General features: G+C 58.7%; 17 protein-coding genes and 4 pseudogenes. 12 read left to right on the top strand and 9 right to left on the bottom strand.

Annotated elements, in window-relative coordinates:
- Positions 1-29 precede the first annotated feature (29 nt).
- The 3 genes from torT to AC0L7L_RS00115 all read left to right on the top strand — a co-directional run bounded on the left by torT (position 30) and on the right by AC0L7L_RS00115 (position 3,722).
- The gene (gene torT / locus AC0L7L_RS00105; RefSeq protein WP_473511081.1) at positions 30-1,103 is read left to right on the top strand and encodes a TMAO reductase system periplasmic protein TorT; all 1,074 of its coding nucleotides are present in this window, start codon (positions 30-32) and stop codon (positions 1,101-1,103) included.
- 67 nt (positions 1,104-1,170) lie between these two features.
- A complete protein-coding gene (locus tag AC0L7L_RS00110; protein ID WP_473511083.1) occupies positions 1,171-2,688 on the top strand; it encodes a sugar ABC transporter ATP-binding protein in 1,518 nt (505 codons plus the stop codon).
- Complete coding sequence (locus AC0L7L_RS00115; protein WP_272209606.1) at positions 2,685-3,722, top strand: ABC transporter permease; 1,038 nt, start codon at positions 2,685-2,687, stop codon at positions 3,720-3,722. Before AC0L7L_RS00110 ends, AC0L7L_RS00115 begins: the two co-directional genes overlap by 4 nt.
- Before the next feature lie 208 nt (positions 3,723-3,930).
- Here AC0L7L_RS00115 and AC0L7L_RS00120 read toward each other — a convergent pair.
- From AC0L7L_RS00120 to AC0L7L_RS00150, 7 genes and pseudogenes are all read right to left on the bottom strand, one after another.
- A pseudogene (locus AC0L7L_RS00120) lies at positions 3,931-4,547 on the bottom strand (DDE-type integrase/transposase/recombinase); the annotation flags it as partial.
- A gap of 63 nt (positions 4,548-4,610) precedes the next feature.
- Positions 4,611-4,974 (bottom strand): annotated as a pseudogene (locus AC0L7L_RS00125) (IS21 family transposase); the annotation flags it as partial.
- A 226-nt stretch (positions 4,975-5,200) separates the two neighbouring features.
- A complete protein-coding gene (locus AC0L7L_RS00130; protein ID WP_272209607.1) occupies positions 5,201-6,562 on the bottom strand; it encodes a hypothetical protein in 1,362 nt (453 codons plus the stop codon).
- Between the two features lie 74 nt (positions 6,563-6,636).
- Positions 6,637-7,668, bottom strand: a complete 1,032-nt coding sequence (locus AC0L7L_RS00135) for an ABC transporter permease subunit (RefSeq protein WP_473511085.1) — start codon at positions 7,666-7,668, stop codon at positions 6,637-6,639.
- The gene (locus AC0L7L_RS00140; protein ID WP_272209609.1) at positions 7,665-9,209 is read right to left on the bottom strand and encodes a sugar ABC transporter ATP-binding protein; all 1,545 of its coding nucleotides are present in this window, start codon (positions 9,207-9,209) and stop codon (positions 7,665-7,667) included. Before AC0L7L_RS00140 ends, AC0L7L_RS00135 begins: the two co-directional genes overlap by 4 nt.
- A 79-nt stretch (positions 9,210-9,288) precedes the next feature.
- The gene (locus AC0L7L_RS00145; protein WP_473511088.1) at positions 9,289-10,245 is read right to left on the bottom strand and encodes an ABC transporter substrate-binding protein; all 957 of its coding nucleotides are present in this window, start codon (positions 10,243-10,245) and stop codon (positions 9,289-9,291) included.
- A 218-nt stretch (positions 10,246-10,463) separates the two neighbouring features.
- Complete coding sequence (locus AC0L7L_RS00150) at positions 10,464-11,525, bottom strand: LacI family DNA-binding transcriptional regulator (RefSeq protein ID WP_272209611.1); 1,062 nt, start codon at positions 11,523-11,525, stop codon at positions 10,464-10,466.
- A gap of 292 nt (positions 11,526-11,817) precedes the next feature.
- On the opposite strand from AC0L7L_RS00150, the pseudogene AC0L7L_RS00155 reads away from it, so the two are divergent.
- Together AC0L7L_RS00155 and AC0L7L_RS00160 are read left to right on the top strand one after the other, a co-directional pair.
- A pseudogene (locus AC0L7L_RS00155) lies at positions 11,818-12,024 on the top strand (integrase core domain-containing protein); the annotation flags it as partial.
- Positions 12,025-12,339: 315 nt separating this feature from the next.
- Positions 12,340-13,878 (top strand): sulfatase-like hydrolase/transferase, encoded by a 1,539-nt coding sequence (locus AC0L7L_RS00160; protein ID WP_473511090.1) that lies wholly within the window; start codon positions 12,340-12,342, stop codon positions 13,876-13,878.
- 6 nt (positions 13,879-13,884) lie between these two features.
- On the opposite strand, the gene AC0L7L_RS00165 is transcribed toward AC0L7L_RS00160, so the two are convergent.
- Positions 13,885-14,787: a LysR family transcriptional regulator gene (locus AC0L7L_RS00165; protein ID WP_473511092.1), complete on the bottom strand. Its 903-nt coding sequence runs from the start codon at positions 14,785-14,787 to the stop codon at positions 13,885-13,887.
- A 273-nt stretch (positions 14,788-15,060) separates the two neighbouring features.
- On the opposite strand from AC0L7L_RS00165, the gene AC0L7L_RS00170 reads away from it, so the two are divergent.
- The 6 genes and pseudogenes from AC0L7L_RS00170 to AC0L7L_RS00195 all read left to right on the top strand — a co-directional run.
- Entirely contained in the window at positions 15,061-16,569 is a 1,509-nt protein-coding gene (locus AC0L7L_RS00170) for an ABC transporter substrate-binding protein (protein ID WP_473511094.1), read from the top strand.
- A 65-nt stretch (positions 16,570-16,634) separates the two neighbouring features.
- Entirely contained in the window at positions 16,635-17,588 is a 954-nt protein-coding gene (locus tag AC0L7L_RS00175) for a carbohydrate ABC transporter permease (protein WP_272209616.1), read from the top strand.
- A complete protein-coding gene (locus AC0L7L_RS00180) occupies positions 17,578-18,441 on the top strand; it encodes a carbohydrate ABC transporter permease (RefSeq protein ID WP_272209617.1) in 864 nt (287 codons plus the stop codon). The genes AC0L7L_RS00175 and AC0L7L_RS00180 overlap by 11 nt, the downstream gene beginning before the upstream one ends.
- A gap of 28 nt (positions 18,442-18,469) precedes the next feature.
- Positions 18,470-19,555 carry an ABC transporter ATP-binding protein gene (locus AC0L7L_RS00185; RefSeq protein ID WP_473511097.1) on the top strand — a complete coding sequence of 362 codons (1,086 nt, stop codon included), beginning with the start codon at positions 18,470-18,472 and terminating at the stop codon, positions 19,553-19,555.
- A gap of 19 nt (positions 19,556-19,574) precedes the next feature.
- Positions 19,575-21,113: a sulfatase family protein gene (locus AC0L7L_RS00190; protein ID WP_473511099.1), complete on the top strand. Its 1,539-nt coding sequence runs from the start codon at positions 19,575-19,577 to the stop codon at positions 21,111-21,113.
- 196 nt (positions 21,114-21,309) lie between these two features.
- Positions 21,310-21,534, top strand: a pseudogene (locus tag AC0L7L_RS00195) (DDE-type integrase/transposase/recombinase); the annotation flags it as partial.
- 78 nt (positions 21,535-21,612) lie between these two features.
- Here the strand turns inward: AC0L7L_RS00195 and AC0L7L_RS00200 are convergent.
- Positions 21,613-22,605, bottom strand: a complete 993-nt coding sequence (locus tag AC0L7L_RS00200; RefSeq protein WP_473511101.1) for a LacI family DNA-binding transcriptional regulator — start codon at positions 22,603-22,605, stop codon at positions 21,613-21,615.
- Between the two features lie 185 nt (positions 22,606-22,790).
- On the opposite strand from AC0L7L_RS00200, the gene AC0L7L_RS00205 reads away from it, so the two are divergent.
- A complete protein-coding gene (locus AC0L7L_RS00205; RefSeq protein ID WP_473513695.1) occupies positions 22,791-24,692 on the top strand; it encodes an ABC transporter substrate-binding protein in 1,902 nt (633 codons plus the stop codon).
- Positions 24,693-24,700: the final 8 nt, after the last annotated feature.

The raw sequence follows: 24,700 nt of genomic DNA on the forward strand, positions 1-24,700 counted from the left end.
TTTTTCTATAACCACGAAGGGGAACTTCAATGAAAGCACATTCAATCCTGAAAATCGCCATTTCGGCACTGGCCGTCTCCGCAGCATCGCCGGTGCTTGCCGAGACCTGGTATCCTTATGATGCCGTGGAGATCACGCCGGCTTTCTCCGCCGATGGCACGCCCTCCGACATCAACTATTCGCCGCTGGAAAAGGCTGAAAAGCCCTACAATATCTGCGTCTCCTTCCCGCATATGAAAGATGCCTATTGGCTCGGCGTTGATTACGGCGTGGTCGAGGAGGCCAGGGATCTCGGCGTCAAGCTCAACGTGGTTGAAGCCGGCGGCTATACCGAGCTTGCCAAGCAGATCTCGCAGATCGAGGACTGCGTTGCCGGCGGCGCGGATGCCGTCGTCATCGGCGCCATTTCCTATGACGGGTTGAACAGCGTGGTCTCGGAAGTTGCTTCCAAGGGCGTGCCGGTCATCGATCTGGTCAACGGCATGTCGTCGTCCGACATCACCGCCAAGTCGCTCGTCTCCTTCTACACGATGGGTTTCGAGACCGGTAAGTATCTCGCCGAAAAGCATCCCGCAGGCGGCGACCCGGCGGTTGTCGGCTGGTTCCCGGGCCCGGCAGGTGCCGGCTGGGTGGAAGCCGCCAATGAGGGCTTCATGAAGGCCGTCGAGGGTTCCGCATTGACGGTGCTTGAGCCGAAATATGGCGACACCGGCAAGGAAGCCCAGCTCAAGCTCGTGGAAGACGTGCTGCAGGCCGAGCCTGATGTTGCCTATATCGCCGGTACGGCCGTCACCGCCGAAGCCGCCCAGGGCCTGATCCGCGAACGCGGTCTGAAGGACAAGGTCGGGCTTCTCGCTTTCTACATGACCCCCGGCGTCTATGAGGGCATCAAGCGCGGCTTCATCGAGGCTGCACCGGCGGATTCCATGGTCATTCAGGGGCGTATTGCGGTCGATCAGGCGGTCCGCGCGCTGGAGGGCAAGGAACTGGTCAAGCATGTCGGCCCGAAGATCTTTGTCGTCAACGGCGACAATATCGACAGCGTGCCGCAGACCGATATCCTGCCGCCGAAGGGCTTCCGTCCGGTCTTCTCCGTCGATTGACATCAGAATGAGACAAGCATTCCGCTCCGCAAACTCAGGCGGAGCGGACCTTGGAAAGGGTCCGGCCATGGCCGAGAAAGCCATTCCGTTTGTGCGTATGAGCGGTATCTCCAAACAGTTTCCGGGCGTGATGGCGTTGGAGAATGTCGATTTCTCCCTGCGCGCGGGCGAGGTCCACGTGCTTTTTGGTGAAAACGGCGCTGGCAAATCGACGCTGATCTCCATTCTCGCCGGTGTCTACCGACCAAGCGCGGGCCAAGTCCTGATCGACGGGCATTCGGTGCATTTTTCTTCAGCGCGCGATGCACGGGCCGCCGGCATCGGCGCCGTCTTCCAGGAATTCTCACTGGTGCCGACGCGCACCGTTGCCGAAAACATCTTCCTCGGCGACGAGCCGCTGACCGGCATGCTGATCGACCACGCCGCCATGCGTGACCGCGCGCAGGAGATTTTCGATGAAATGGGGTTTTCGCTCGACGTTCGCCGTCAGGTCCTGAGCCTGTCGCGCGCCGAGCAGCAGATGGTGGAAATTGCCAAGGCCGTTCATGCCCGCGCCAAGATCCTGATCCTGGACGAGCCGACCGCCTCGCTCACGGAACGCGAGACCAAGGAGCTGTTCCGCTTGGTGCGAAACGCCAGAGCGAGCGGGACCGGCATCATCTATATTTCCCATCGCATCCAGGAATTCAAGCAGATCGCCGACCGGATCACTGTTCTGCGTGACGGCAAACTCGTCGGAACGGTCGGCGCACATGACCTCGACCACAACGCGCTGGTCGAAATGATGACGGGCCGGGCGATCAGCGAAATCTATCCGGTGATTGCCGCGACCCCGGAGAAAGAGCCGGTCCTTTCGATCCGCGGTCTGAAGGCCGCAGGCGTCGAAGGCGTCGATATCGATGTCCGTCGTGGCGAGGTGCTGGGCGTTGCCGGTCTCGTCGGCTGCGGCAAATCCCGCGCCTTTCGCGCCGCGATCGGTCTGTCTGGCATTTCGGTCGGAAGCGTCACCTACAAGGGCCGCGATGTGACTGGGGTGCCGCTGGCAAAACTCCTGAAGGACGGCATCTTCTACCTGCCTTCCGACCGCAAGGAAGAGGGGTTGATGCTGGGGGCGACGGCGGGCGACAATATCGCGCTTGCAACGCTCGACCACAAGGAGACGCGCGGTTTCTTCGGCCTGAGAAGGCCAAAAGCGGTCAACCGACTGACGGCAGAGATCGGCGGGCGCGTTGACCTCTCCGACGCCTATCTCGCGCGCACGGCCTCGAAGCTTTCCGGCGGCAACCAGCAGAAGATCCTGTTCGGCAAGGGGCTTGCTGCCGATCGCGATGTCTACATTTTCGACGAGCCGACGGTGGGCGTTGATGTTGGCACGCGCGCGGCGCTCTACCGCCTGATCAAACAGATCTGCGAGGCCGGCAAGGCGGTGGTGGTGATTTCCTCCGATCTGCCGGAAGCCATGAACCTTGCGCATCGCATGCTGGTGTTCAGCCAGGGCCGGGTCTCGGCATCGCTTTCCGGCGACGAGATCGAAGAAGAGGCAATTCTCAAAGCATTTTTCCACGAAGAAAGGCAGACGGCATGACCAATGAAGCGGAAGCCGTGAAAACCACGCAGCCGGACGCCGGCTTTTCCCTCCGGCGGTTTTTCGGCGATGTCTTCCTGAAGCTCGGCGTGCTGCCCTTCTTTCTGGTCGCCGCGCTGATCATTTTCGCGCTCGCATCAAGGCAGTTCCTGACCGTCGACAACATCGTCAATGTTGCGCGCCAATCGGTCTATCTCGTGCTTGTCTCGCTCGGGCAGATGATCGTGCTTGTCACCGGCGGCTTCGATCTTTCGGTCGGAACCGCGATTGCGCTCACCTCGGTCACCTCGGCCACGGCGATGGTCTATTTCGCCAGCGTGTTCCCGGAAGCAGCCTTTCTGGTGGTCACGCTCGGCATCCTGACGGGCTTTCTGGCGGCGCTCGCCATCGGTGCGCTGAACGGGCTGGGCGTTGCCAAGTTCGGCGTCTCGCCCTTCATCATGACGCTTGGCGTCCAGTCCATGGGGGCGGGGGTTGCGCTGTTCATCACCGGCGGCGTGCCGGTTGGCGGACTGCCCTATGCCTTCGGCGATTTCTTCGGTTTCGGGCGGATCTCCGGCGTGCCGGTTCCCGTCGTCGTCGCGGTTTTTGCCATCGTGGTGATCTGGACGCTGATGAACCGCACCCGCACCGGCGCGCGCATTTATGCCGTCGGCGGCAATGTCAAGGCGGCGAAACTTTCCGGCATCAATACCACGCGCACGCTGTTTACAGCCTATCTGCTCTGCGCGCTTCTGGCCTCGCTTTCCGGCGTGCTGCTGACGGCGCGGGTGGAAAGCGGCGAGACAAATCTCGGCGGGACGATCGCTCTTGAATCGATCGCCGCCTGCGTCATCGCCGGCGTTTCGCTGCGCGGCGGTATAGGCCGGGTAGAAAGCGTGGTGCTTGGTGCCTTCTTCATCGTATTGGTGCAGAACGGCATGAACCTGATGCAGATCGGCTCCTACATGCAGATGATCCTGCTGGGTGGACTGCTTGTTCTGGCCGTTGTCATCGACCAGTTCCGCTACCGGATGCTGATCGGCGACAGGTAAGCGGCTGTCAGATCTTGGGGCCAATCAACAGGCGTAGAGACGAGTTCTGCAAATAGCAGCGCACGCCTCCGGCAGGATGCAAGCGCTGTAGCTTGATCGCGATGGCCGGGTGGCGGGAATCCGCAACAAAAAAACCGAGCACGGCTTGCGTGCTCGGGGCGGGAATGATCAGTTCCTTAAAGCTGGCGTTTTACTGGGCCTTGGATGCCTCGACCGCCGCGTTATCGTAACAGTTTCCAGTACCGCTCATCGACACCTGGAAGCCATGTTGGCGCAGGGTTTTTTGGTCTTCGTGAGAGCAATATTGGCTGCCACGGTCGGTGTGATGCATGCAGCCTTTCGGCGGTCTTCGCAGGGCGATGGCCATGTTCAAGGCTCTGATCGCCAAGTCACGTTTCATGCGGTTTGAGACGGCCCAACCGATCACGCGCCTTGAATGCAGATCAAGGATGACAGCCAGGTAGAGCCACCCCTGTCGGGCTGACATCGATAATCTGGCACAGCCGCTCGATGGGCGACATGTCAGCTTTCTTTGCGATGAAAGCAAACCTCATTTGCTTCGCTCCGCAAAGAACTGGGTGGCCTTTTTAACTCCTCTCTCTCCACCCGGAGCAAGCGGTTCTCTTTCCGCAGCTCGGCGAGCTCGCGCTCGAGATCGGACTGGGTGGTTGGCTTCTCAGGATTGCGCCGATCTTGCTGGATCCAACGGCTCAGCGTCGAGAAGCCGACGCCAAAATCTGCCGCCACCTGCCTACGCGGCAAGCCGCTGGTCAAAGCGACCCGCACTGCCTCAGCGCGGAATTCCGGGGTCGGTTTTTGTGCCATGATGTTTCTCCTTTGTGGCAAAATACCAAGTCAAAGGAGCGGAACAATTCCGTGACAGGTCCAGACAAACGTGCCACGGCCGGTCGTCTGCAATTCCCTCTGACGATCATCCCGCCATTCCCGAGCACATGCCGCAACCCGATTATAGGAACCTTCGTAGCCGAGGCTGACCAGATCGGCATGCAGCTGCTTCATCGTCCGCTTCTGCTTGCGTTTCTTTTTGGATTCGGCCTTCAGCCCAGCCGACAACTGATCTGCAAATGGGGCAAGCTTGCTCGGTCGCTCCGGTACCCTGAACTTCGGCTCAACGACGCCGGCGCAGGTATTTACGGATGGTATTCCGGGATGGGCCGGTCCTGCGGCAAATCGCCCGGATCGATAGATGCTCTCTAAAATGCCAGCGTCGGATCACGTTCAATAACGCTATGTCAATTACTCCATAGCCCCCGCTCAAAACACGCGAGGGAAGGTTGGAACATGGGGCAATTCTCAATGGAAAATCGGGCCACGCCGGGTCAGTTCCCAGTGGCAATCAACAGGGTCAAGCGGGCATTCTTGTGGATGTTCATTCGGAGCCTCCGGTGAGTGCTGAAGCGTGGTAACTTCAGTCTCCTCGCTCTGCTCCGAATGGACAACCTCCTGAAAGCTCACACCTAGAGCGCCTCAACACTGACCTTCACCGTGGTCTCAAGTTGATCAGCGACCTGCGTCCAGCGTTCTGCGAGCGGACCATAGGCGGTTTTGATGTCGACACCGACCGGCAGTTCCGGGCATTCGTTTTCGCCATTCGAACCCCAGTTGACCCAGCCAGACTGTTTGCGCTGAACGATCTGGAAAGCGCCAGAGGGTTTCGATGTCCACCAGACCATTGCGCGACCGCTTTCCTGGTGGAATTCGACGGTCTTGCTTGCGGGGCCCGGGAAGATGGTTTCGTGGGCGAGGGCGGAAACATCCACGGGTTCATCCGTGATGATCCATTCGCGGTCGTTGAGGTCGGCCTTCACATGCGCAGATGCGCGCACTTGCGCCAGTCTGCTGCGGATCTCATCTTCGCTCAAAACCCCTTCCCAGGCACAGAACAGCCGCCAGTAAAGATCCCAGTGGGCGGATTCCATATCTGCGAGTTCCGCCCTGAATTCCTCAAGCTTGGAGCTGCCCGATGTCACGGTCTTGACGGTATCTGCGACCATATCGACAAGTTCTCCGGCATAGGGATCGCCCGCCCGGTAGCGCGTTCCGCCATAGGCGGCGAAGCGGTCGAAAACCAGCTTTCCCTTGCCCCCTTCGAACTCGTCGCCGACCGTGATCTTGTTGGTGACCGAGCGGCCGTTGATCACCGTCTGGAACGGCGTGACATCGTAGCGGCGCTCGAAGAACGGCGTTCCGGCGTAAAACTTCCAGTCGATTGAGAAGGACTTTCCCTTCAGTTCGTCCAGAAGCCCGTCAGGGATTTGTCCATGCATGCGATAGTGATGCATGACAGGCCCCTTTTCAATGATCTCGATTTCGACCATCGTGTGTTCCGGCGGATTGATAAGGCCATTTTCCGGTGTGAAGAAAGGGCCATAGAAACCGCCGATGGCATTGTTTCCCGACGGCAGCAGTTCGAAGTCATCGCTCAGCGCCCGGAAGTGCCGCAAGCCCCATTTCGAGGAGCCAAGCCCCTCTGCCTTGCCAGAGCAGAGTTCGAGGTCGAAGGCGCCGGTGTCGAGACGGACAAAGCAGTCGGTCTCGCGGCCGTGCTTTTCACTGATCACCGGCGCGATATCGGCCGACAGCGTCTCGCAGGTTTCCGCCAGTTCCAGAGTTGCCGCCTGGTTGACGTCGACGGTCGCGACGAAACGAGTCTGCTGCGCGTTGGAGCCCTGGTCCAGTCTCTGGCAGAGAACTTTCTCGCCGTCGTCGGTTTTTGCCCAAAGGAGCCTCGCATCGATGGTGGCGTTGACGGTGAAGAAGATCGGTTCGCGCACGCGTGCGCCATTGAGCGGATCGGCGATCCGGATACGGTGGGTCATGGTGTCGGTCTTTCACAAGACGTGAGATTGAAGTCGGGGAGGGACAAAGGGTGCTGAACCCTCTGCATTTTTTGCTAGTTCCGCTGCGGCGTTTGTTTGCGCGACAGGAAGCCGAAGTTGAATGTGCGCTGTTTCAGGCTGTCGATGGCAACGGCGAAGATGATGACCACGCCCTTGATCAGAAGCTGGGTGAAGAAGGGAACATCCATCAGGATCAGGCCGGTGCTCAGAACACCCAGAATGACGGCGCCGATCAGCGTGCCGATGATCCGGCCACGGCCACCCGAAAGGCTGGTGCCGCCAAGAACGACCGCCGCGATTGCATCAAGCTCGTAACCGGTGCCCGCCGTTGGCTGCGCAGAAATCACCCGAGCGGCGAAAATGACGCCGGCAAGGCCCGCGCAAAGGCCGGCAATGACATAGACCGCCGTCAGGATCCGCTTGACGCGCACGCCGGCCAATTCCGCCGCCTCTTCATTGCCACCCACGGCATAGATATGCCGTCCGAACCGTGTGCGTTCGAGAACGAACCAGGCAATGATATAGACGACTATCATGGTGATGACGGGGATCGGCACATCCGCGATATAGCCGCTGCCGAACGCCTTGAAATTGAGGCTGCTCGAGACGATCGGCTGCCCCTCGGTCATGGTATAGGCCAACCCGCGCAGGAAGGTCATCAGGCCGAGCGTCACGATGAAGGGCGCAAGACCCATATAGGCGACCAGCGCGCCATTGACGATACCGCAGGCGGCGCCGACCAGCATGCCGGAGAGAATGGCGATCGGGGCGGGCACGCCTGCGATAGCCGCCAGCACGGCGACGACGCCGGAAACGGCGACTGTCGAGCCGACGGATAGGTCAATGCCCTTCGTCAGGATGACAAAGGTCATCCCGGCTGCCAGAATGGCGTTGACCGAAATCGAGCGCGCGATGTTGAAAAGGTTGTCAACGCGCGCGAAGTTCGGCGCAAAGATCGACATGAAGGCGACCAGCGCCAGCAATACGATCAGAATACCGACACGGTCCCACCAGCGGGCGAAATCAAACGGTTCCTTTTCCATTTGCAGCGGCTGCCGGCGAACGGTTTCATCTTTCTGGTTCATTGTAACACCTCTTCGCCGGCCGGCGCGTCTTGCGCTGCCGTTCCGGTCGCGTGGAACATGACGTCCTGTTCGGTTGCGCATGCCGACGACATTTCATGAACGATACGCCCGTGCCGCATGACCAGGACGCGATCGCTGATGCCGATGGCCTCCGGCAGATCGGAGGAAATCACCAGTATCGCCTTGCCCGCCTCGGCAAGCTCCTGGATCATCTCGTAGATTTCGCGCTTGGCGCCGATGTCGACGCCGCGCGTCGGCTCGTCCATGATGAGCACGTCGCTGTCGCGCAGGAGCCAGCGGGCAACCGCCGCCTTCTGCTGGTTTCCGCCTGAAAGCGCTTTGACGGGCAAGCGGATGGCATTGCTCCTCAGATTAAGGCGCTTCATTTCCTGTTCGACCGCTTCCCGCTCCAGCTTCTCACGCAAGACGCCGGCGCGCACGAACTGCAGCAATGAGCTGATCGAGATATTCGCCGCGACCGTGTGGTCGAGGAACAGTCCCTGTATCTTGCGGTCCTCGGGAAGCATGCCGATGCCGTCTGCAATCGCGTCGCTTGGGTCGGCGGGCTCGGACGCCCGTCCGTTGACGAACACCGTGCCGTTCGTGCGGCGGCCGGCGCCGAAGATCAAGCGGGCGACCTCGGTACGGCCGGCGCCCACAAGGCCGGCCATGGCGACCACCTCGCCCGCGTGCACATCGAAACTGATGGGCCCTTCGACGCCGTCGCCGGAAAGATCGCGAACGCTGAGGACGGATTTGCCTGGATTGCGGTCGGGGTGTTCGTAGAGATGCCCGACGGACCGGCCGACCATCATGCGGACGACCTCTTGCGGGGATGTGTCCTTCATCCGGTTGGTGCCGACGAAACAGCCGTCGCGGAATACCGTGACGCGATCGGCCAGACGCCAGACCTCTTCCATGCGGTGCGAGATATAGACGAGGCCGACGCCCTCTGCCCGCATCTTCGCGATCAGCGTATAGAGCTGTTCCGCCTCTGCGCGTGAAAGTGCGGCCGTCGGCTCGTCGAGCACCAGAACGCGCGCATTTTCACCGATGGCGCGGGCGATCTCGACCATCTGCTGTCGTCCGACGCTGAGCGAGCCAAGTGGCTTGCGGGGATCGATGTCGGAGCCGGTCGTGGCGAGTTTCTCGCGTGCCGAATCCAGCATTGCGCGACGATCCAGCATTCTCAGTCCTGTGACCGGTTCCTGACCGAGGCTGAGATTTTCGGCAACCGTCATCTGCGGAACGGTATTCAGTTCCTGGTGAATGATCGCAATGCCGTGGGCGCGTGCATCGCGTGCCGAGCGGATTTCGATTTCCTTGCCATCCATCAGGATGCGCCCGCTGTCGCGGGTGATGTTGCCGGCCAGAACCTTCATCAGTGTGGATTTGCCGGCGCCGTTTTCGCCCATAAGGGCGTGAACCTCTCCTGCACGAAGATCGAAACTGGCGTTGTCGAGTGCCAGCGTTGCGCCGTAGCGCTTGCTGATCGATTCCAGTTTCAAAAGCGGTTCAGGGTCATCAGTTGGGCCTGCCATGAGGCGCTCCTTTCCCAATGCACAGAGCGCCTTGACGCTCTGTGCACCTGTATTTCATGCCGACTGGGTAGACCGGCCCTTACCAGCCGGGATATTCGTCGACCGTGTCGCGCGTCACCAGAACGCTCGGGATGAGAATGGTCGTTTCTTCCGGGGGATTGCCGGCAATCATGTCCTCGGCAATCCGCACGGCTTCGCGGACCATCTGTGCCGGGTTCTGCGTTGCCGTTCCGATGAAGGGCGAGCCTTCGCGCTTCAGTTCGTCGACGCCTTCGGGGCTGCCATCAACACCGGTCACGACCACTTGATCGGCAAGGCCAGCCTGTTCGACGGCCAGAACCGCGCCGAGCGCGGAGGGGTCGTTCATGCCGAAAATGCCGTTTACGTCAGGGTTGGCCGTCAGCATGTCCGTGGTGACTGCAAGGCCCGAGGCCCTGTCGTTCATCGAGGACTGGTGCCCCACGACTTCAATGCCGGGGAAATCCTTGAGGACATTGTTGCAGCCGTCGATCCGGTCGATGATTGTCTGGATCGGCGTGCCGTCGACGAGAAGGACCTTGCCCTTACCACCCATCTGCTCGAACAGGTACTGGCAGGATTTCTCGCCCGCCTGTACAGCGTCGGTCATGATCACTGCATCGGCGCCATGGGCTGGCGTATCCACGGCCATGACGATGATGCCCGAGGCCTTGGCCTGTTCGATTGCAGGTTCGATCCCTGCTTCATCCACGGAGGAAATGACAATGAGGTCGACACCCTGCTGGATGAAGGCGTCGATCTGTGTGTACTGCCGAGACAGGTCCAGCTGTGCATCCTGAGTGTTGAGCGATGCGCCGAGCCGGTCGGCGGCGTCCTTCGCGCCTTTCTCCATGGCGGAGAAGAAGGGGTTGGACATGTCCTGAACCATCAGCCCGATCTTCTCGATCTTGTCAGGCAGTTGCCGGTCTTGCGCGTTGGCTGGGGAAAAGGCCATGAGTGCAGCCAGCGCCGAGACGGCCAACAGGCTTCCCGACCTTGTGTAGGTTTTCGTTTTCATACTATACCTCCCTTGGTAGTGCGGAGCTGTTCGGTAAAAAAATCGCTCCGGATTGCATTAAACGACTGATCAACATCGCTTTTGGCGATGCTTCCGGCAAAACGCTTCCCTTCCGGCGTGTTCGAGCACGCAGGTGGAGAATTGTCCGGCGGATTGGTTTGCTGCCTTTCGAGGCATGGAAATCGGCCGGCCTCCGGTCGGTTTCCTCGCTTTTCTCCTTATGTTGCAGAAGCGCAGCCGCATGAACGCCGCACGACAAGTCGTGCCGGCATCTGCTGTCTGTATTCGGGTTTGTAATCCGGTTTCGTAGACTGGTTGCGCTTCTCGCTTTCGATCTGCTGCTCGATGATGGCCGTCAGCGTTGCGGCAGCGCGGCTGCCGATGGATTTGCTGTCCTCGTCCAGAACGGTCAGCGGCGGGTCCATCAGCGGCGCCCAAGCGAAATCATCAAAGCTGACGACAGCCATATTATCGGGAATTCCGATCTCTTTCGCGCGGCAATACCTGAGTGCGCCGAGCAGAAGCGGATTATTTCCGGCGATCAGCACATCGGGCAGACGAGCCGCTCCTTCGAGATGAAGTGTCAATGCCTTCTGGGCAGCCAGATCATTGTTTTCACATTCTACGACGGTCAAGTCAGCCGAGTGTTTCGCGGCGGCTTCGCGGATGCCGCGCTCGCGTTCAAATCGGGTGGACCATTTCCCCGGATACATCAGCAGGAGCCAGTTGCCGTAACCATGAGAAGCGATGTGATGGCCGACTGTAAGGCTGGCCGCGTAGTTGTCTGTTGTGACGCTTGGATAGTGCCTGGCGTCTTCAGGCGGATCGGAGTCAACGAAGACGACCGGCACGTCCCACTGGTCAAGGAGCTTCAGGTTTTCAGGCGTTAGCGTCAGGGTGGCGATCACACCCGCCGTGCGCGATTCGATCAGGCGCCGGACGAGTTGATCTTCAAGTTCGGCGCTGTAAGCGCCGTCAATCGCGATATCGCCGACGATGACGGCGCGTCCTGTGGATCTGAGCTCGTGGTGGATGCCCTCCATCAGGTCCAGATAGTAGGAGTTGGATGTGCTGGCGGTGATGACGGCGATGGAATCGCGGTTCGCGCGTCGCAGTTCCTGCGCCGCGCGATTGGGAATATAGCCGATCTCGCGGGCAACCTTGAGGACATGGGCGCGGGATTCGGCCGAAACGCCGTCCGCTCCCGAAAGGGCGCGTGAGACGGTATAGGTCGAAAGTCCCGTGGCGACGCTGACGTCTCGCATCGTCTTTCTGCGCATGAGTTCCTCCAATCACACTAAACGCTGACTTGCCTCCTAAACGTTTAGTGTGGTTATATTGATAATGCTAAACGTTTAGGGTGTCAAGTTGCCTCGGAGCATAATAACTAACGACCAAAGCCCCAGAGGAACGTCGGAACGCCCGTGAACATAAATTCCAGGCTCAATGTCGTCCTGTTCGTCAGCGTGGCCCTGACGGCGTGAAAATCGGCATAGGGGTTCGACGCCGATCGGCACGTTAAGTCTTTGAAAGATTTAAAGCGTGTGGGGTCCTGGTGCCGCTCCGAATTACAACAATGTCTTCGTCGAGTGGCTGTGGCGATCCATCAAGTATGAAGAGATCTATCTTCACGCCTACAAGACGGGCGCCGAAGCCCGAGCCGGCATCGGGCGATATCTGACCTTTTACAACAGCCGCCGTCCGCATTCATCGCTTGGCCGCAAGACACCCGATCAGGCTTACTTCAACGCGCTACCCGCCATATCAGCGGCAGCATAACGACGCCGGAAACCACTTAAGAAAGAGCATCAGCCCGTTCAAACAAACCGAGCCACTTCACGTTCGGGCTCCATGGATAAAGAGCTTGCGAAGATAGCTGTTGCCGCGTTTTGAGACACCAGCCAGCTTCGCTTTGCAGCCTGTACTGATCTGACGCGCTGAGGGCTTCAGGAGAGAAAGAGGGCGGGCTTCTTGCAGACCGCCTTTGCTGGCTCGGCCTGCGAGCGATAAAATTGTTGTATGGAGCGGCTGTATCTTTTGAAAGCTCCTCGCGCTTCTTTTCGCTATGGTGCGGCGTCTGGACGGGAGGGGCTTATGAGCAGGCCGAATATTGTGCTGATCACCACCGATCAGCAACACTACGATGCGCTCGGGGTGCGCGATGCGAAACTCAAGACTCCCAATCTTGACCGATTGTGCATGCAGGGAACGCGGTTTGACCGCGCCTATTGTCCGTCGCCGGTCTGCACGCCGTCGCGGGCAAGCATCATCACCGGGCAGTATCCATCGCACCACGGGGCTTGGACAATCGGTGTGAAGCTGCCGGAGGATGTCCCGACTGTCGGGGATCATCTGATTGCTGCAGGCTACAGTACCGCACTGATCGGCAAAGCGCATTTTCAACCGCTGGCAAGCAAGCCTGGCTCTGAATCTCTCGAGTGCCAGCCGGTTCTTCGCGATCTGGATTTCTGGCGGGGGTTCAATAAAACTTGGTACGGGTTCGAGCATCTGGAACTTGCCCGCAATCACGCCGATGAAAGCCATGCGGGACAGCATTACGCGATCTGGATGGAGGACAAGGGGCTTGTCGATTGGCGGGATTATTTCCAGCCGGTGCCCGGTGAAAACGCGATGAAGGCGCCGCGCGTCGGCGACAAGGGCAGTTACACACGGATCGACCGATCATGGGCGCTTCCCGCAGATATGCACTACACGACCTGGACATCGGAGCGCAGTATTGCCTATCTCGAGGATCATAAAAAAAGTGAAAAGCCGTTTTTCCTTTGGGCGAGCTTTCATGACCCGCATCCGCCTTATACCGTCAGCGAGCCATGGGCTTCGATGTATGATCCCGAAGACATGGAAATCGATCGGATCACGCCCGGCGAGCACGACCATAACCCGCCGCATTTTGGAAAGACGCAGCAAGAAAATCCTGATTTCGCAGACTGGCACAAGCCCTATCAGGCGCATGGCTGCGAAAGTCATCTCTATCCGGAGGAAGACCTGAAGAGGGATAAGGCCACCTATTTCGGAATGATGAGCTTTCTGGATTTTGAGATCGGACGCCTTCTCGACGCGCTCGATGAAATGGGCCTGACGGACAACACGCTGGTGGTATTCACCACAGATCACGGCCATTTCCTCGGCCAGCACGGTCTCATTGCAAAGGGGCCGTTCCACTATGAGGACATGCTGCGCTTGCCGATGATCGTCCGAATGCCGGGCCGGGTCGCTGCAGGTGCGGTCAGTGATGATATGCAGAGCCTCGTCGATCTGGCGCCGACCTTTCTGGAAGCTGCAGGCATCGCCTTGCCGGGTGAAATGCAAGGCGTATCGCAATGGCTAAATTGGCAGGGCGGGCCGGAGGCCCGCGATTTCATTCTGTGCGAGAACCGCCACAATCCGGTGATGCCGCATGTCGATACCTATGTCGGTCAGCGCTACAAGATCACAGTTTACCGGGAGGGGCGTTTCGGGGAGTTGTTCGACCTGGAGGAAGACCCCGGCGAAATCAACAATCTCTGGGACCAACCGGCGGCGCAGGGTCTGAAGGTCGATATGCTGCAGGCGATGATCCAGGGCTTCATGAAATCCGAACCCATCCGCATGCCCCGAATTGCCGGCGCGTGATGAGGTCTAAATGCTGCGCTGGTCTATTGCCTCGAAATAGTCTGCGCATAGCTGCATCAAGGCCTGAAGCGGTGGATAATGGCTGATGGCCTTGCGGTAGACCGCGCCGGTATCGGAATTCCGTCTGCCAAGCTCCAGCGGTACTGTCATAATCGGGCGGCCCGGAATTCCGAGCGCTGCGGCATCCGGCAAGATGCAGAGATAGTCGCCATCTTGGAGCAATCGGAAAATGGCCAGAAGTGAACTTGAGCGCACTCTGATCTGCGGCAGTCTTCCAGTGCGCTCCATCACGGCATGCAGCGTCTCGGCCTCATAGATCGGGTCGGCGGAATAGATGATCCATGGGTAGCGGTGCACCGCTTCATACTCATCGACGCGGCACTGCTGGATCGGGTGGTCGGCGCGTGCCACGAGACGGTCGCAGATCTTTGAGAATGCACGCGCCTCCAGATTTGGATGCTCGCTCTCTGCATAAAGCCCGCCAAACGAGACATCGATCAGGGCGTCGATCAGGGCCTGGGATGATCCGGCCACGCTGGGTGCCATTTCAAGCGACAGATTGGGAAATTGCTCATGCAGTCTCGAGGTTACTGTCGGCAGTACGACGGAGAACCACAGCGGTCCGGCATGAATGCGCAGCCGACCTTCGGCAGCCGGGTCGTTGCCTGCCAGCTCAGCTTCGGCGAGTTCCCAGTCGCGGGCAAGCCGCGATATCGTCGAAAGAAGTTTCGCGCCGAAAGGCGTCGGTCTGACGCCGCGGGCGTGGCGCTCGAGCAATTTCGCATCGTAGAAATCCTCAAGCTGTGCAAGCGAGCGTGAAAGTGCCGGCTGGGTTACGTTCAGCACTTCCGATGCCTTTCGCATACTGCCGGCCTCGGCAATGGTGCGGAACCTGAAAAGCAGGCTCATTCTGTCCAACATAGCTATCAAATTCCATTATCACTGCAGCAAAGAATGGCATTTGTTTTTGATAACTTCAATTGATATTCATCAGTCCGCAACCGTCATCAAATGGTTTACCGACGCCACCTTCAGGAGGAGATTTGCGGTTGGCGTCAGGCGTTTTCTGCGGACTGTTTTCGCCTGAGGTGTGTAAGCGTTCGTGAACGGAAAATGGTAGATTAATGTTGCCGGGTCTGTCCTGATCGGAAAACCGGTCAGGTCGCGCCAAGGGAGGAGACTATGACGCAAATGACATCGATGAAACGCCGCCAGTTCCTGGCTGGCAGTGCGGCGCTCGGCGCGCTGGCGCTGACCGGCGCCGGGCGGGCTTTCGCGCAAGAGTTCGATATTCCAGCTCCCATCGGCCCAATCAATGCCGATGGCCCGTTTCGCTGGCTCGACAGCGGCGATCAGAAGGCGACCTTCTACAAGGCGTTCTTTCCTGAATACGCCAAGGCGCGCGACATTGAAGTGGTTTATGACGGGTTACCCTGGAACGAGATTAACCAGGTGTTGCCGCTCGGCATCCGCAACAATACCGCACAGGACGTTTTCAACCTGCCGCTCAACATGCCGCCAGCCTATGCCGTCAAGGAGGGTTGGGTGCAGGCCTATGATGACTTGATCCCCGATATCGAGACCTGGAAACAGGGTTTCCCTGCAGGTGCGTTTCTTGAAGGACTGAATGTCTTCAATGGCAAGACCTATGGCCTGCCTTATACGTCGGCACGTGTCAGTTCTGCCTTTACGCTCTATAACCGGACATACATGAACGATGCCGGTTATGACCCGGAAGCCACGCCCCTGACATGGGACGACTTCCGCGCTGCAGCCATGAAGGTCACCGAAATGAATGCCGGCCGGGCCTTCGGCTTCATCATCGGTGGTAACCAGGTCAATCGCTGGTGGGATGCCTGCCGGACCCTGGCCCAAACCAACGGTCTTGCTTGTGGCGACAGATCAATCGGCAATGGCATTGATTTTCGCACCGGCGAGTTCGTCTTCGATGCCGACGAGGTCGTTGGTGCTGTCGAGCTTCTGCTGGCGCTGAAGGCGGATGGTTCGATCTTTCCCGGCGTGATGAGCATTAATGCACCGCAGGCGCGCGCGATGATGCCGCAGGGCGCTGCCGGCATGATCCTTCAGGGACCCTGGAACATTCCCCAATGGGAGCGCGAGAACCCGAATTTCGATTTCGGTATCGCGCCGACACCCGGCCAGGGCGGCTACACCATCGTCGGTTCGCTCGCGTCGGCTTCGAACACCATGTTCATCAATTCGAAATCCAAAAACGCTTCCATTGCCGCAGACGTTTTCCACTATCTCGGCACGGAAGAAGGTCAGATCGCATGGGGCAATGTCGTTGGCTCGTCCGATCCGCCGATCTTTCCGAAGGCTGTCGAACAATCGACCATGTCCGACCGTTCGAAAAAGGCGTTGCAGATGTTCGAGAGAACCATCCGTATTTCGCCGAACCCGTTTGCGCGCAACCCGGAGCTTGCATCCGTCGCCAGCGTCTATCAGGAGCCGACCCCGAACGCGCCGCAGACCATTCAGGGACTGTTCACCGGCCAGACCACCGATATCAAGGGGGAACTGACCAAGCTGGTGTCGGCTACCAACAAGGCGCTTGATGCCGCGTTCAAGACGGCGAAGGACAACGGTGCAAATGTCAGCCGTGACGATCTTGTCTTTCCCAACTGGGACCCGTCGAAAGACTATGTGGCTTCGGACTACGAGGCTCTTTGAGACTATAGACAGCCAGAAAGGGCCCGCTGTCATCAGCGGGCTCGCTTTTTCAAGAAGAGTGTCCAATGTCCGATTTAACCGTGCCAGCCTGTCTGACGCGTCGTTTGGGCGCCAGGATCTGGAATAGTCGCGTCGACTATCTGTTCCTTGTTCCCGGCATGCTCATTTTCGGTGCCTTCATCCTTTATCCGATTTTTGCCGCGGAATATTTCTCGCTTCTGAACTGGTCCGGTTTTGATTCCAACGCCCAATTCGTCGGGCTTGCGAATTACATGGAACTGCTTCAGGACCCGTTCTTCTGGAATGCATTTGGCCGATCGTTCCTGTTTACGCTCAGCACTGTGCCCGCGCAGATGTTTATTTCACTGATCATCGCGATCATTCTCAACAACAAGCTTTTGAAGCTTTCGGCGCTGTTCCGCACGATGATCTTCTTGCCGGTGGTGACGCCGGTTGCCGTTATCGGCATTGTGATGACGATCATGCTGTCGCCCTTCAATGGTCCGATCAACATGGCCATTCTGGATTCCGGTCTGCTGTCGCGGCCGCTGGATTTTCTCGGTGATCCGGACCTCGTTTTATCGACGCTGGCGGCGATCTATGTCTGGAAATGGGTCGGCGTCACCATGGTCTACTGGCTGGCCGCGTTGCAGACGGTTCCTGCCGAACTTTATGAGGCCTGCAAGCTCGATGGCGTGAAAGGCTGGCAGGTCACGCTTTATGTCATCATGCCAATGATCATGCCCTTTGCCATCGTTATCGCATTGATTTCGGCCATCAGCGCTCTGAACGTGTTTCCGCTGATTATGTCGATGACCCAGGGTGGACCTTACTTCGCCTCGGAAGTGATGGAGGTCTATATCTTCCGCTACGCTTTCGCCACCGCAGGCGCCATACCACGTCTGGGTTATGCCAGCGCCGCCGGTGTCTTCTTCGGGCTGGCGATCATGTCGCTGACCATTCTTCAAGTGCTCGCGGTCCGTCATCTGCGCAACAGGGAGAAGCCCAATGCCGCATGATGCCAGTGTCTCAATCCGTCCGCCGGTGCTGTCGCCGCGTATGCGGCGCGTGCTGATCTCCGTTGTACTGGCAGCCGTCTGCGCGGTCTGGATCTATCCGTTGTTGTGGATGGTTTCGGCTTCGCTCAAGGACAATGCCGCCATCTTTGCTAATGAAGGGCTGATCCCAGAACGCCCGAGTTTCGAAAATTATGTCCGGGCCTGGAAAGAGGCCAATATCGGTTCCTATTTCTTCAACACCGTGTTCGTGACGGTGGGGTCGGTCATTCTGGTCACCATTGCTTCGTCGATGATGGGTTATGTGCTGGGCCGCAGGCGGTTTGTGGGTCGCGGGCTGATCTTCGCCCTGATCGCGTTTACGATCTTCGTGCCGCAGGGCTACACTATCATCCCGGTCTTCGACCTTTTGACGCGGATGGGACTTGGGCAGTCGCTCTGGGGCGTGATGCTGGCCACCTGCGGTGGATCGTTCGTGATCTTCGTCCTGCTGTTCGCCGGTTACTTCAGTCAGATACCGAACGAGCTCGAAGAAGCGGCCAAGATGGATGGCGTCAGCTTCATCAAGACATTCTGGTTTGTGATGCTGCCGCTTGCCCGGCCGATCGTGGTGACGGTCGTGGTGATGCAGACGCTCTACGCCTGGAACGATTTCCTGCTGCCTCTGGTCGTCACGCTCGCCAATCCATCGATCCGCACGCTTTCAGTCGGTGTTTACGCTTTTCGCGGTGAGAATTTCATCGACTGGGGCGGCATGACCGCCGCTTCCACTATCTCCATTCTTCCGGTGGTGATCCTGTTTTTGTTCCTGCAGCGCTATTTCATCGACGGCCTTGCCGGGGCGGTGAAGGGATGAGTGTGCAGCTATTTTGGAGAGACCAGGCATGACTGGCGTCAGTCTCAAAGACATCAAGAAATCCTATGGCGGTCTCGAAGTCGTCCATGGCGTCGATATCGAAATCGACAAGGGCGAGTTCGTCGTCTTCGTCGGTCCGTCCGGCTGCGGCAAGTCCACGCTTTTGAGGATGATTGCCGGGCTTGAGGAGATTACCGGCGGCGACCTCAAGATCCACGGGCAGCGCGTCAACGATGTCGATCCGTCCAACCGGGGCGTGGCCATGGTGTTTCAGACCTACGCGCTTTATCCGCATATGACGGTCGACCAGAACATGGGCTTCGGTCTCAGGATGAACGGCACCCCGAAAGCCGAAGTGGCCAAACGCGTCAGCGAGGCGGCGAAAATATTGCAGATCGAGGAGTTGCTAGACCGCAAGCCGAAGCAGCTTTCCGGTGGTCAGCGTCAGCGCGTGGCGATCGGCCGGGCAATCGTTCGACATCCGCAGGTCTTTCTGTTCGACGAGCCGCTGTCGAACCTTGATGCCGAGCTCAGGGTCGCGACCCGTCTGGAGCTTGCCAAGCTGCATCAGAAACTGGCCGGCTCCACCATGATCTATGTGACTCATGACCAGGTCGAGGCGATGACGCTGGCCGACAAGATCGTGGTGCTGCGCAAGGGCAGGGTCGAACAGATTGGTGAGCCGATGGAGCTCTACGAAAACCCGGCCAATCTTTTCGTGGCCGGTTTCATCGGATCGCCGAAGATGAACTTCCTCGATCTTGAAGGTGGAGAAGGGCTGACATTCCGGTTCAAAGATGCAAGCACCGTCGCTCTTTCAGGTGATGCCGCGGCACAGACCGCTGTTCTGGGGCTTCGGGCCGATCAGATGACCCTGAGTGAACCGGACGAGGGGCATTTTGCCGGGACGGTCAGTGTGGTGGAGCGCCTTGGCGACAGCGAGTTCGTCTATGTCACCACCGAATGGGGACAGGAACTGGTGGTGCGGGTTCCCGGCGGCACCAACACGCAGATGGGTGTTTTGACCGGTGTCGTGCTGTCGGGGCGTACTCATTTCTTCGACGGCGAAGGCCGCTCCCTTTCCGGTATTTCGCTCGCTGTGGACCAAAGCTGACATCAACAGGGGCTAACCGATGCGACCCAACATCATCTTCATCATGTCCGACGACCATGCCGCACGTGCGATTTCAGCCTATGGCGGCGGGCTCAACAATACCCCCAATCTCGACCGGCTGGCCAATGAGGGCATGCGGCTCGACCGCTGCTATGTCACGAATTCGATCTGCACGCCGAGTCGTGCAGCGATTATGACCGGCACCTATAACCATGTGAACCTGGTGACGACGCTCGATACCCATATCGACAACCGCCTGCCCAACGTCGCAAAGCATCTCCGGCATTCCGGCTACCAGACGGCTATTTTCGGCAAGTGGCATCTCGGTGAGGGCAAGGCGCATGAGCCGACCGGTTTCGATCAATGGGCGGTGATCCCGGGGCAGGGGGTCTATTACGATCCGATCTTCATTGATCGCGATGGCCCGAAGGTACATCCGGGCTACGTCACCGATATCACCACTGACATGAGTATCGATTTCATCAAGACCCGCGACGGGGAGCGGCCGTTCTTTCTGATGTGCCATCACAAGGCGCCGCACCGGCATTTCGTCTGCGACCATAAACATGAAACCATGTTCGAGGAGGACCTGCCGCTGCCCGACAGCTTCACCGATGACTACGCCAACCGCGCCGCTGCCGCGAAGGAAGCGAAGATGCGGGTACGCTCGGACATGACCTATGAGGATCTCGGGCTCGTTCAGCCCGAAGGCGGCTCGGAGGTTGGTGAACTGATGTTCAATCATCCCAATGTTCATGTCCGCAAGGTGCCCGAACTGAAGGACGGTGAAAGCCTGACGCTTATTGATGTGAAGACCGGCGAACAATTCACCTTCTCCGATCCGCAGCAGCTCGCCGAATTCAAGTATCAGCGCTACATGAAGCGCTATCTGAGAACGGTTCAGTCGATCGACGACAATGTCGGTCGCCTGCTCGACTATCTCGACGAGGAAGGGCTGGCCGATAACACCATCGTTATCTATACCTCCGATCAGGGCTTTTTTCTCGGCGAGCATGGCTGGTTCGACAAGCGGTTCATGTATGAGGAATCACTGCAGATGCCGTTTCTGGTGCGCTACCCGGACGGAATCAACCCGGGTGACATGTCCGGGAAAATCGCCATGAATGTGGATTTTGCCCCGACCTTTCTCGATTATGCCGACGTATCGGTTCCCAGCTACATGCAGGGAACAAGCATGCGGCCGGTGTTTGAGGGCAGGGCGCGCGAAGAGTGGCAGGATGTCGCTTATCATCGCTACTGGATGCATAAGGATGTCATCCACAATGCCTTCGCCCATTACGGCATCCGCACCGAGCGCTATAAGCTGATCTACTGGTACAACGACCCGCTCGACCAGATCGGTGCTACATCGGGCGACGAGCCGCCCGAATGGGAACTGTTCGACTGTGAGGCCGACCCGTTCGAGTTGCACAATCGGGCCGGTGACCCGGAATACGCGGACATTTTTAGGATCATGGTGGAGAAGCTGGATCGGAAGATGACCGAGATCGGCGATACGCCCGAGCACGACAGCACGGCCCACACCTCGCAAGCCTAAGAGCAGCGGGATTGTTCCGCTTCGGGCGGAGTGAAATCCGCTCACCGATTACCTTCTGCGACGATTGCAGGCGGGCCTGGGGATAGGCACGGTGGAATTATATCTGTGAAAATCGGCATAGGGGTTCGACGCCGATCGGCACGTTAAGTCTTTGAAAGATTTAAAGCGTGTGGGGTCCTGGTGCCGCGCCGAATTACATGCGGTTTCGTATCGCGATTTGGAGGAGATCATGGCGGAACGAGGTGTCGAAGTCGACCATGCGAGCCTGAACCGGTGGGTCTTGAAATATGCCCCGTTGATTGCGGCAAACGCCCAGGCTAGGTAGCGCCCGACAGCCGTTTCCTGACGGCTGGATGATACTTACATCAAGGTCAAAGGCAAGTGGGTCTACTATTACCGAGCCATCGACAAGTTCGGCAAACCAAAGAGACTGGAGAGGGGATGTTGCGTGGGCATATGCATCTTCCTCAAGTCCATAGCGGAGATGATGGAAGGCGTTTCAGTCGACAGACAAATGCTCATTCGGAGCCGGGCCCGAAGAGCCACGCTCAATGATCTGGCATGGCACGTGGAGCCGCATCGGGCATGCGGGAAAAGCAGGGTTGCTGATCCGCTGATCGAGGAGCCAGGCGGCCACCCTGCCGATATTGATACCGGGAACCCGGATAGTGGTCATCGATGGCGAAATCTGCTGCGCCGCATAATAGTCTCCGAAACCGACGACGGAACAATCTCCCGGTATCTTGTAGCCGCGCCGCAGAAGCTCCGAAATAACGGTCAGGGCGAGCCCGTCATGGGCACAGAAGAAGGCCGTGATGCCGGCGTCCTGCCGTTCGAGCCGGTCGATCGCACCAGCGAGTTCGCTGCCATTATCTAGAACGAGATCATGGAGTGTCACGTCCCCGCGCTGCTCGCAGACTTCCCGCAGACCGTAGAGACGTTCCATCCGCCCGCGAAAGCGGGGGTCGCCGTGCACATAGACGATGTTGCGGTGGCCGAGGTCGAGCAGGAACCGGGCGACAGCCGAGCCGGCCTCATGGTCGGTGCCGCCGACCTGGTCCACCTGCTCCAGCGGCTCCAGCCACCCGCTTCTCACTACCGGCTTGCCTTGCGCATAGGCGCGGCGAATGCCCTCTTCGCTCTGTGCGCCGACGATCAGAAGGCCGTCGCACTCTTCGGCGATCGCCTCGATCTCAGCGGGCTGCCGGGTGGCACGCATGCGCAAGCCGAAGCCGAGCCTCTGGGCATCGCTCTGAATGCCGTTCTGGATCTGCATGTGAAGCTCGCTATTGGCATAATCGCTGTCGTCAAAGACAACGCCCAGAAGCCGAACGGCCTGCCGCGGCTTGCGGTAGCCAAGCCTGACGGCGGCTTCGTTGACCCTGTCACGCGTCGCCTCACTGACCCCGCTCTTGCCCGCCAGCGCACGGGAAACGGCATATTTCGAGAGGCCGACTTCATTGGCGATCTTCTGAATTGTTATGCGCGCCAAACTTCACTCCGATGCATCACGTTATCTTCCCAATGGCTCTTTCTGAATGAAGCACTAGCGGGTGGATGCGCAAGACGCCAACCAATTTTCAGAAAATTATCATAACGCTTTACATAACAAACTAATTTATGCAACCTTCATGTTATTCGAATTGGATAACAAAAAATCCATCGAAGGAGGAGGAGATCATGAATTTAAGTCGCAGACATTTTCTGGCGGCAGGGACGGCGCTTGCCGGCTCTCTGGCGCTTCCCGCCTGGGCTCAAAACGCAACGGCATCGAACGGCGCGGATCTGCCGCCGCTTTCAGGCAGACTGCCGGAAAATCCGCTCGTGCTGACGCCGCGCGACCGCGCAGGCAAGCAGGGCGGCACCTGGAACCATGCGCTGGTGGGCGGCGGCTCGCTTTCCATGCTGTTCCGCTACCAGAGCTACGAGCCGACCGTGCGCTTCACCCCCGACTGGTCGGGCGTAACGCCCAATGTCGCGGAGAAATTCGAGGTCAACGACGACTCCACGGTCTACACTTTCACGCTGCGCAAGGGCATGAAGTGGTCGGACGGCCATCCCTATACCACAGAGGACGTGCAGTTCTGGTATGAGGATATCTTCAGTTCCACGGACCTCACCACCACGGGCCAGACCTTCTGGTTCGCCGGCGGAAAGCCTGCCGAACTCGAAGTCGTCGACGCGCAGGTGTTCAAGGTCAAGTTCGCCGAGCCAAACGGTTTTTTTGCCCAGCAGCTCGCCTGGGCCAATCAGGACCAGATCACGCGCGCGCCGAAACATTATCTCAAACAGTTCCACATCAAATATAATCCGGATGCGAACCAGCTCGCCAAGGATCGTGGCTATGATAGCTGGATCGCATTATTCCAGCGTGAATGCGGCCTGCAGGAAGACAATGTTTACTTTCAGAACTCCAAACGTCCGACGCTGAACGCCTGGATGTTCACCATCGCACCGGGCGAAGACACCGAGCGCGCGGTCGCGGTGCGCAACCCCTATTACTGGAAGGTCGATACAGAAGGCACGCAGCTTCCCTATTTCGACGGCATCAACTACCAGATGGTCGGCGATCCCGAGGTGCTTCTTCTGAAGACGCTGCAGGGCGAGGTCGACATGATGGACCAGTATATCTGCACGCCTGCCAACAAGCCGGTGCTCTTTGATGCTCAGGAGAGCGGCAATTTCCATTTCTACACGCTGAAGGAAACCGCCGCGAACGTGATGGTGTTCCAACTCAACCTCAACCACACCGATCCGGTCAAGAACGAACTCTACAACAACCGTGACTTCCGTGTCGGTCTGTCGCATGCCATCGACCGTCAGGCGATGATCGATGCGGTGTTCGTCGGCCAGGGCGCTCCGGCGCAGCCATCGATCGTCGAGGGCGATCCGCTCTATGTCGAAAGGCTCTCCAAGCAATACACCGAGTATGATCCGGAAAAGGCCAACGCGGTTCTCGATGGCATCGTGCCCGACAAGGACAGTGAAGGCTACCGCCTGGACAAGTCCGGCCGGCGGGTCACCATCATCTTCGAAATCGACCAGGTACGCACTACCTTCCTCGATATGTTCCAGCTCGCAATCCCGAACTTTAAGGAAGTCGGCATCGATGCGCAGATCCGGACCATGGACCGCTCGTTGTGGGAAACCCGCGTCCGCAACGGTCGCGAATTCGATGCGACCGCACACCAGTTCGGCGCCAATAGCGGTGTCGCTGCGATGCTCGATCCGCGCTACTTCGTGCCGTTCAACTCGAACGCGCTCTATGCTCAGGGCTGGGCGTTGCATTTCACCGCGCCTGATAATGACGCGGCGATCGAACCGCCGGCCGATGTGAAGGCACAGCAGGACCTCTACAAGAAACTGCTCGCGACGGGTGATCAGGCAAAACAGCAGGAAATCATGCTCGAGATCCTCAATAACGCCGCCGAACAGTTCCTGGTCTTCGGCGTCAGCCTGCCGCCGGATGGCTACGGGGTCGTGAAAAATGACATGGTCAATACTATGCCGGTGATGCCGAACTCCTTCGGCTGGCCGACACCTGGTCCATCGGCCCCGGAACAGTTCTTCAAGAGCTGACGCCTGCC

This window comes from Martelella sp. K41-7, assembly GCF_055808365.1.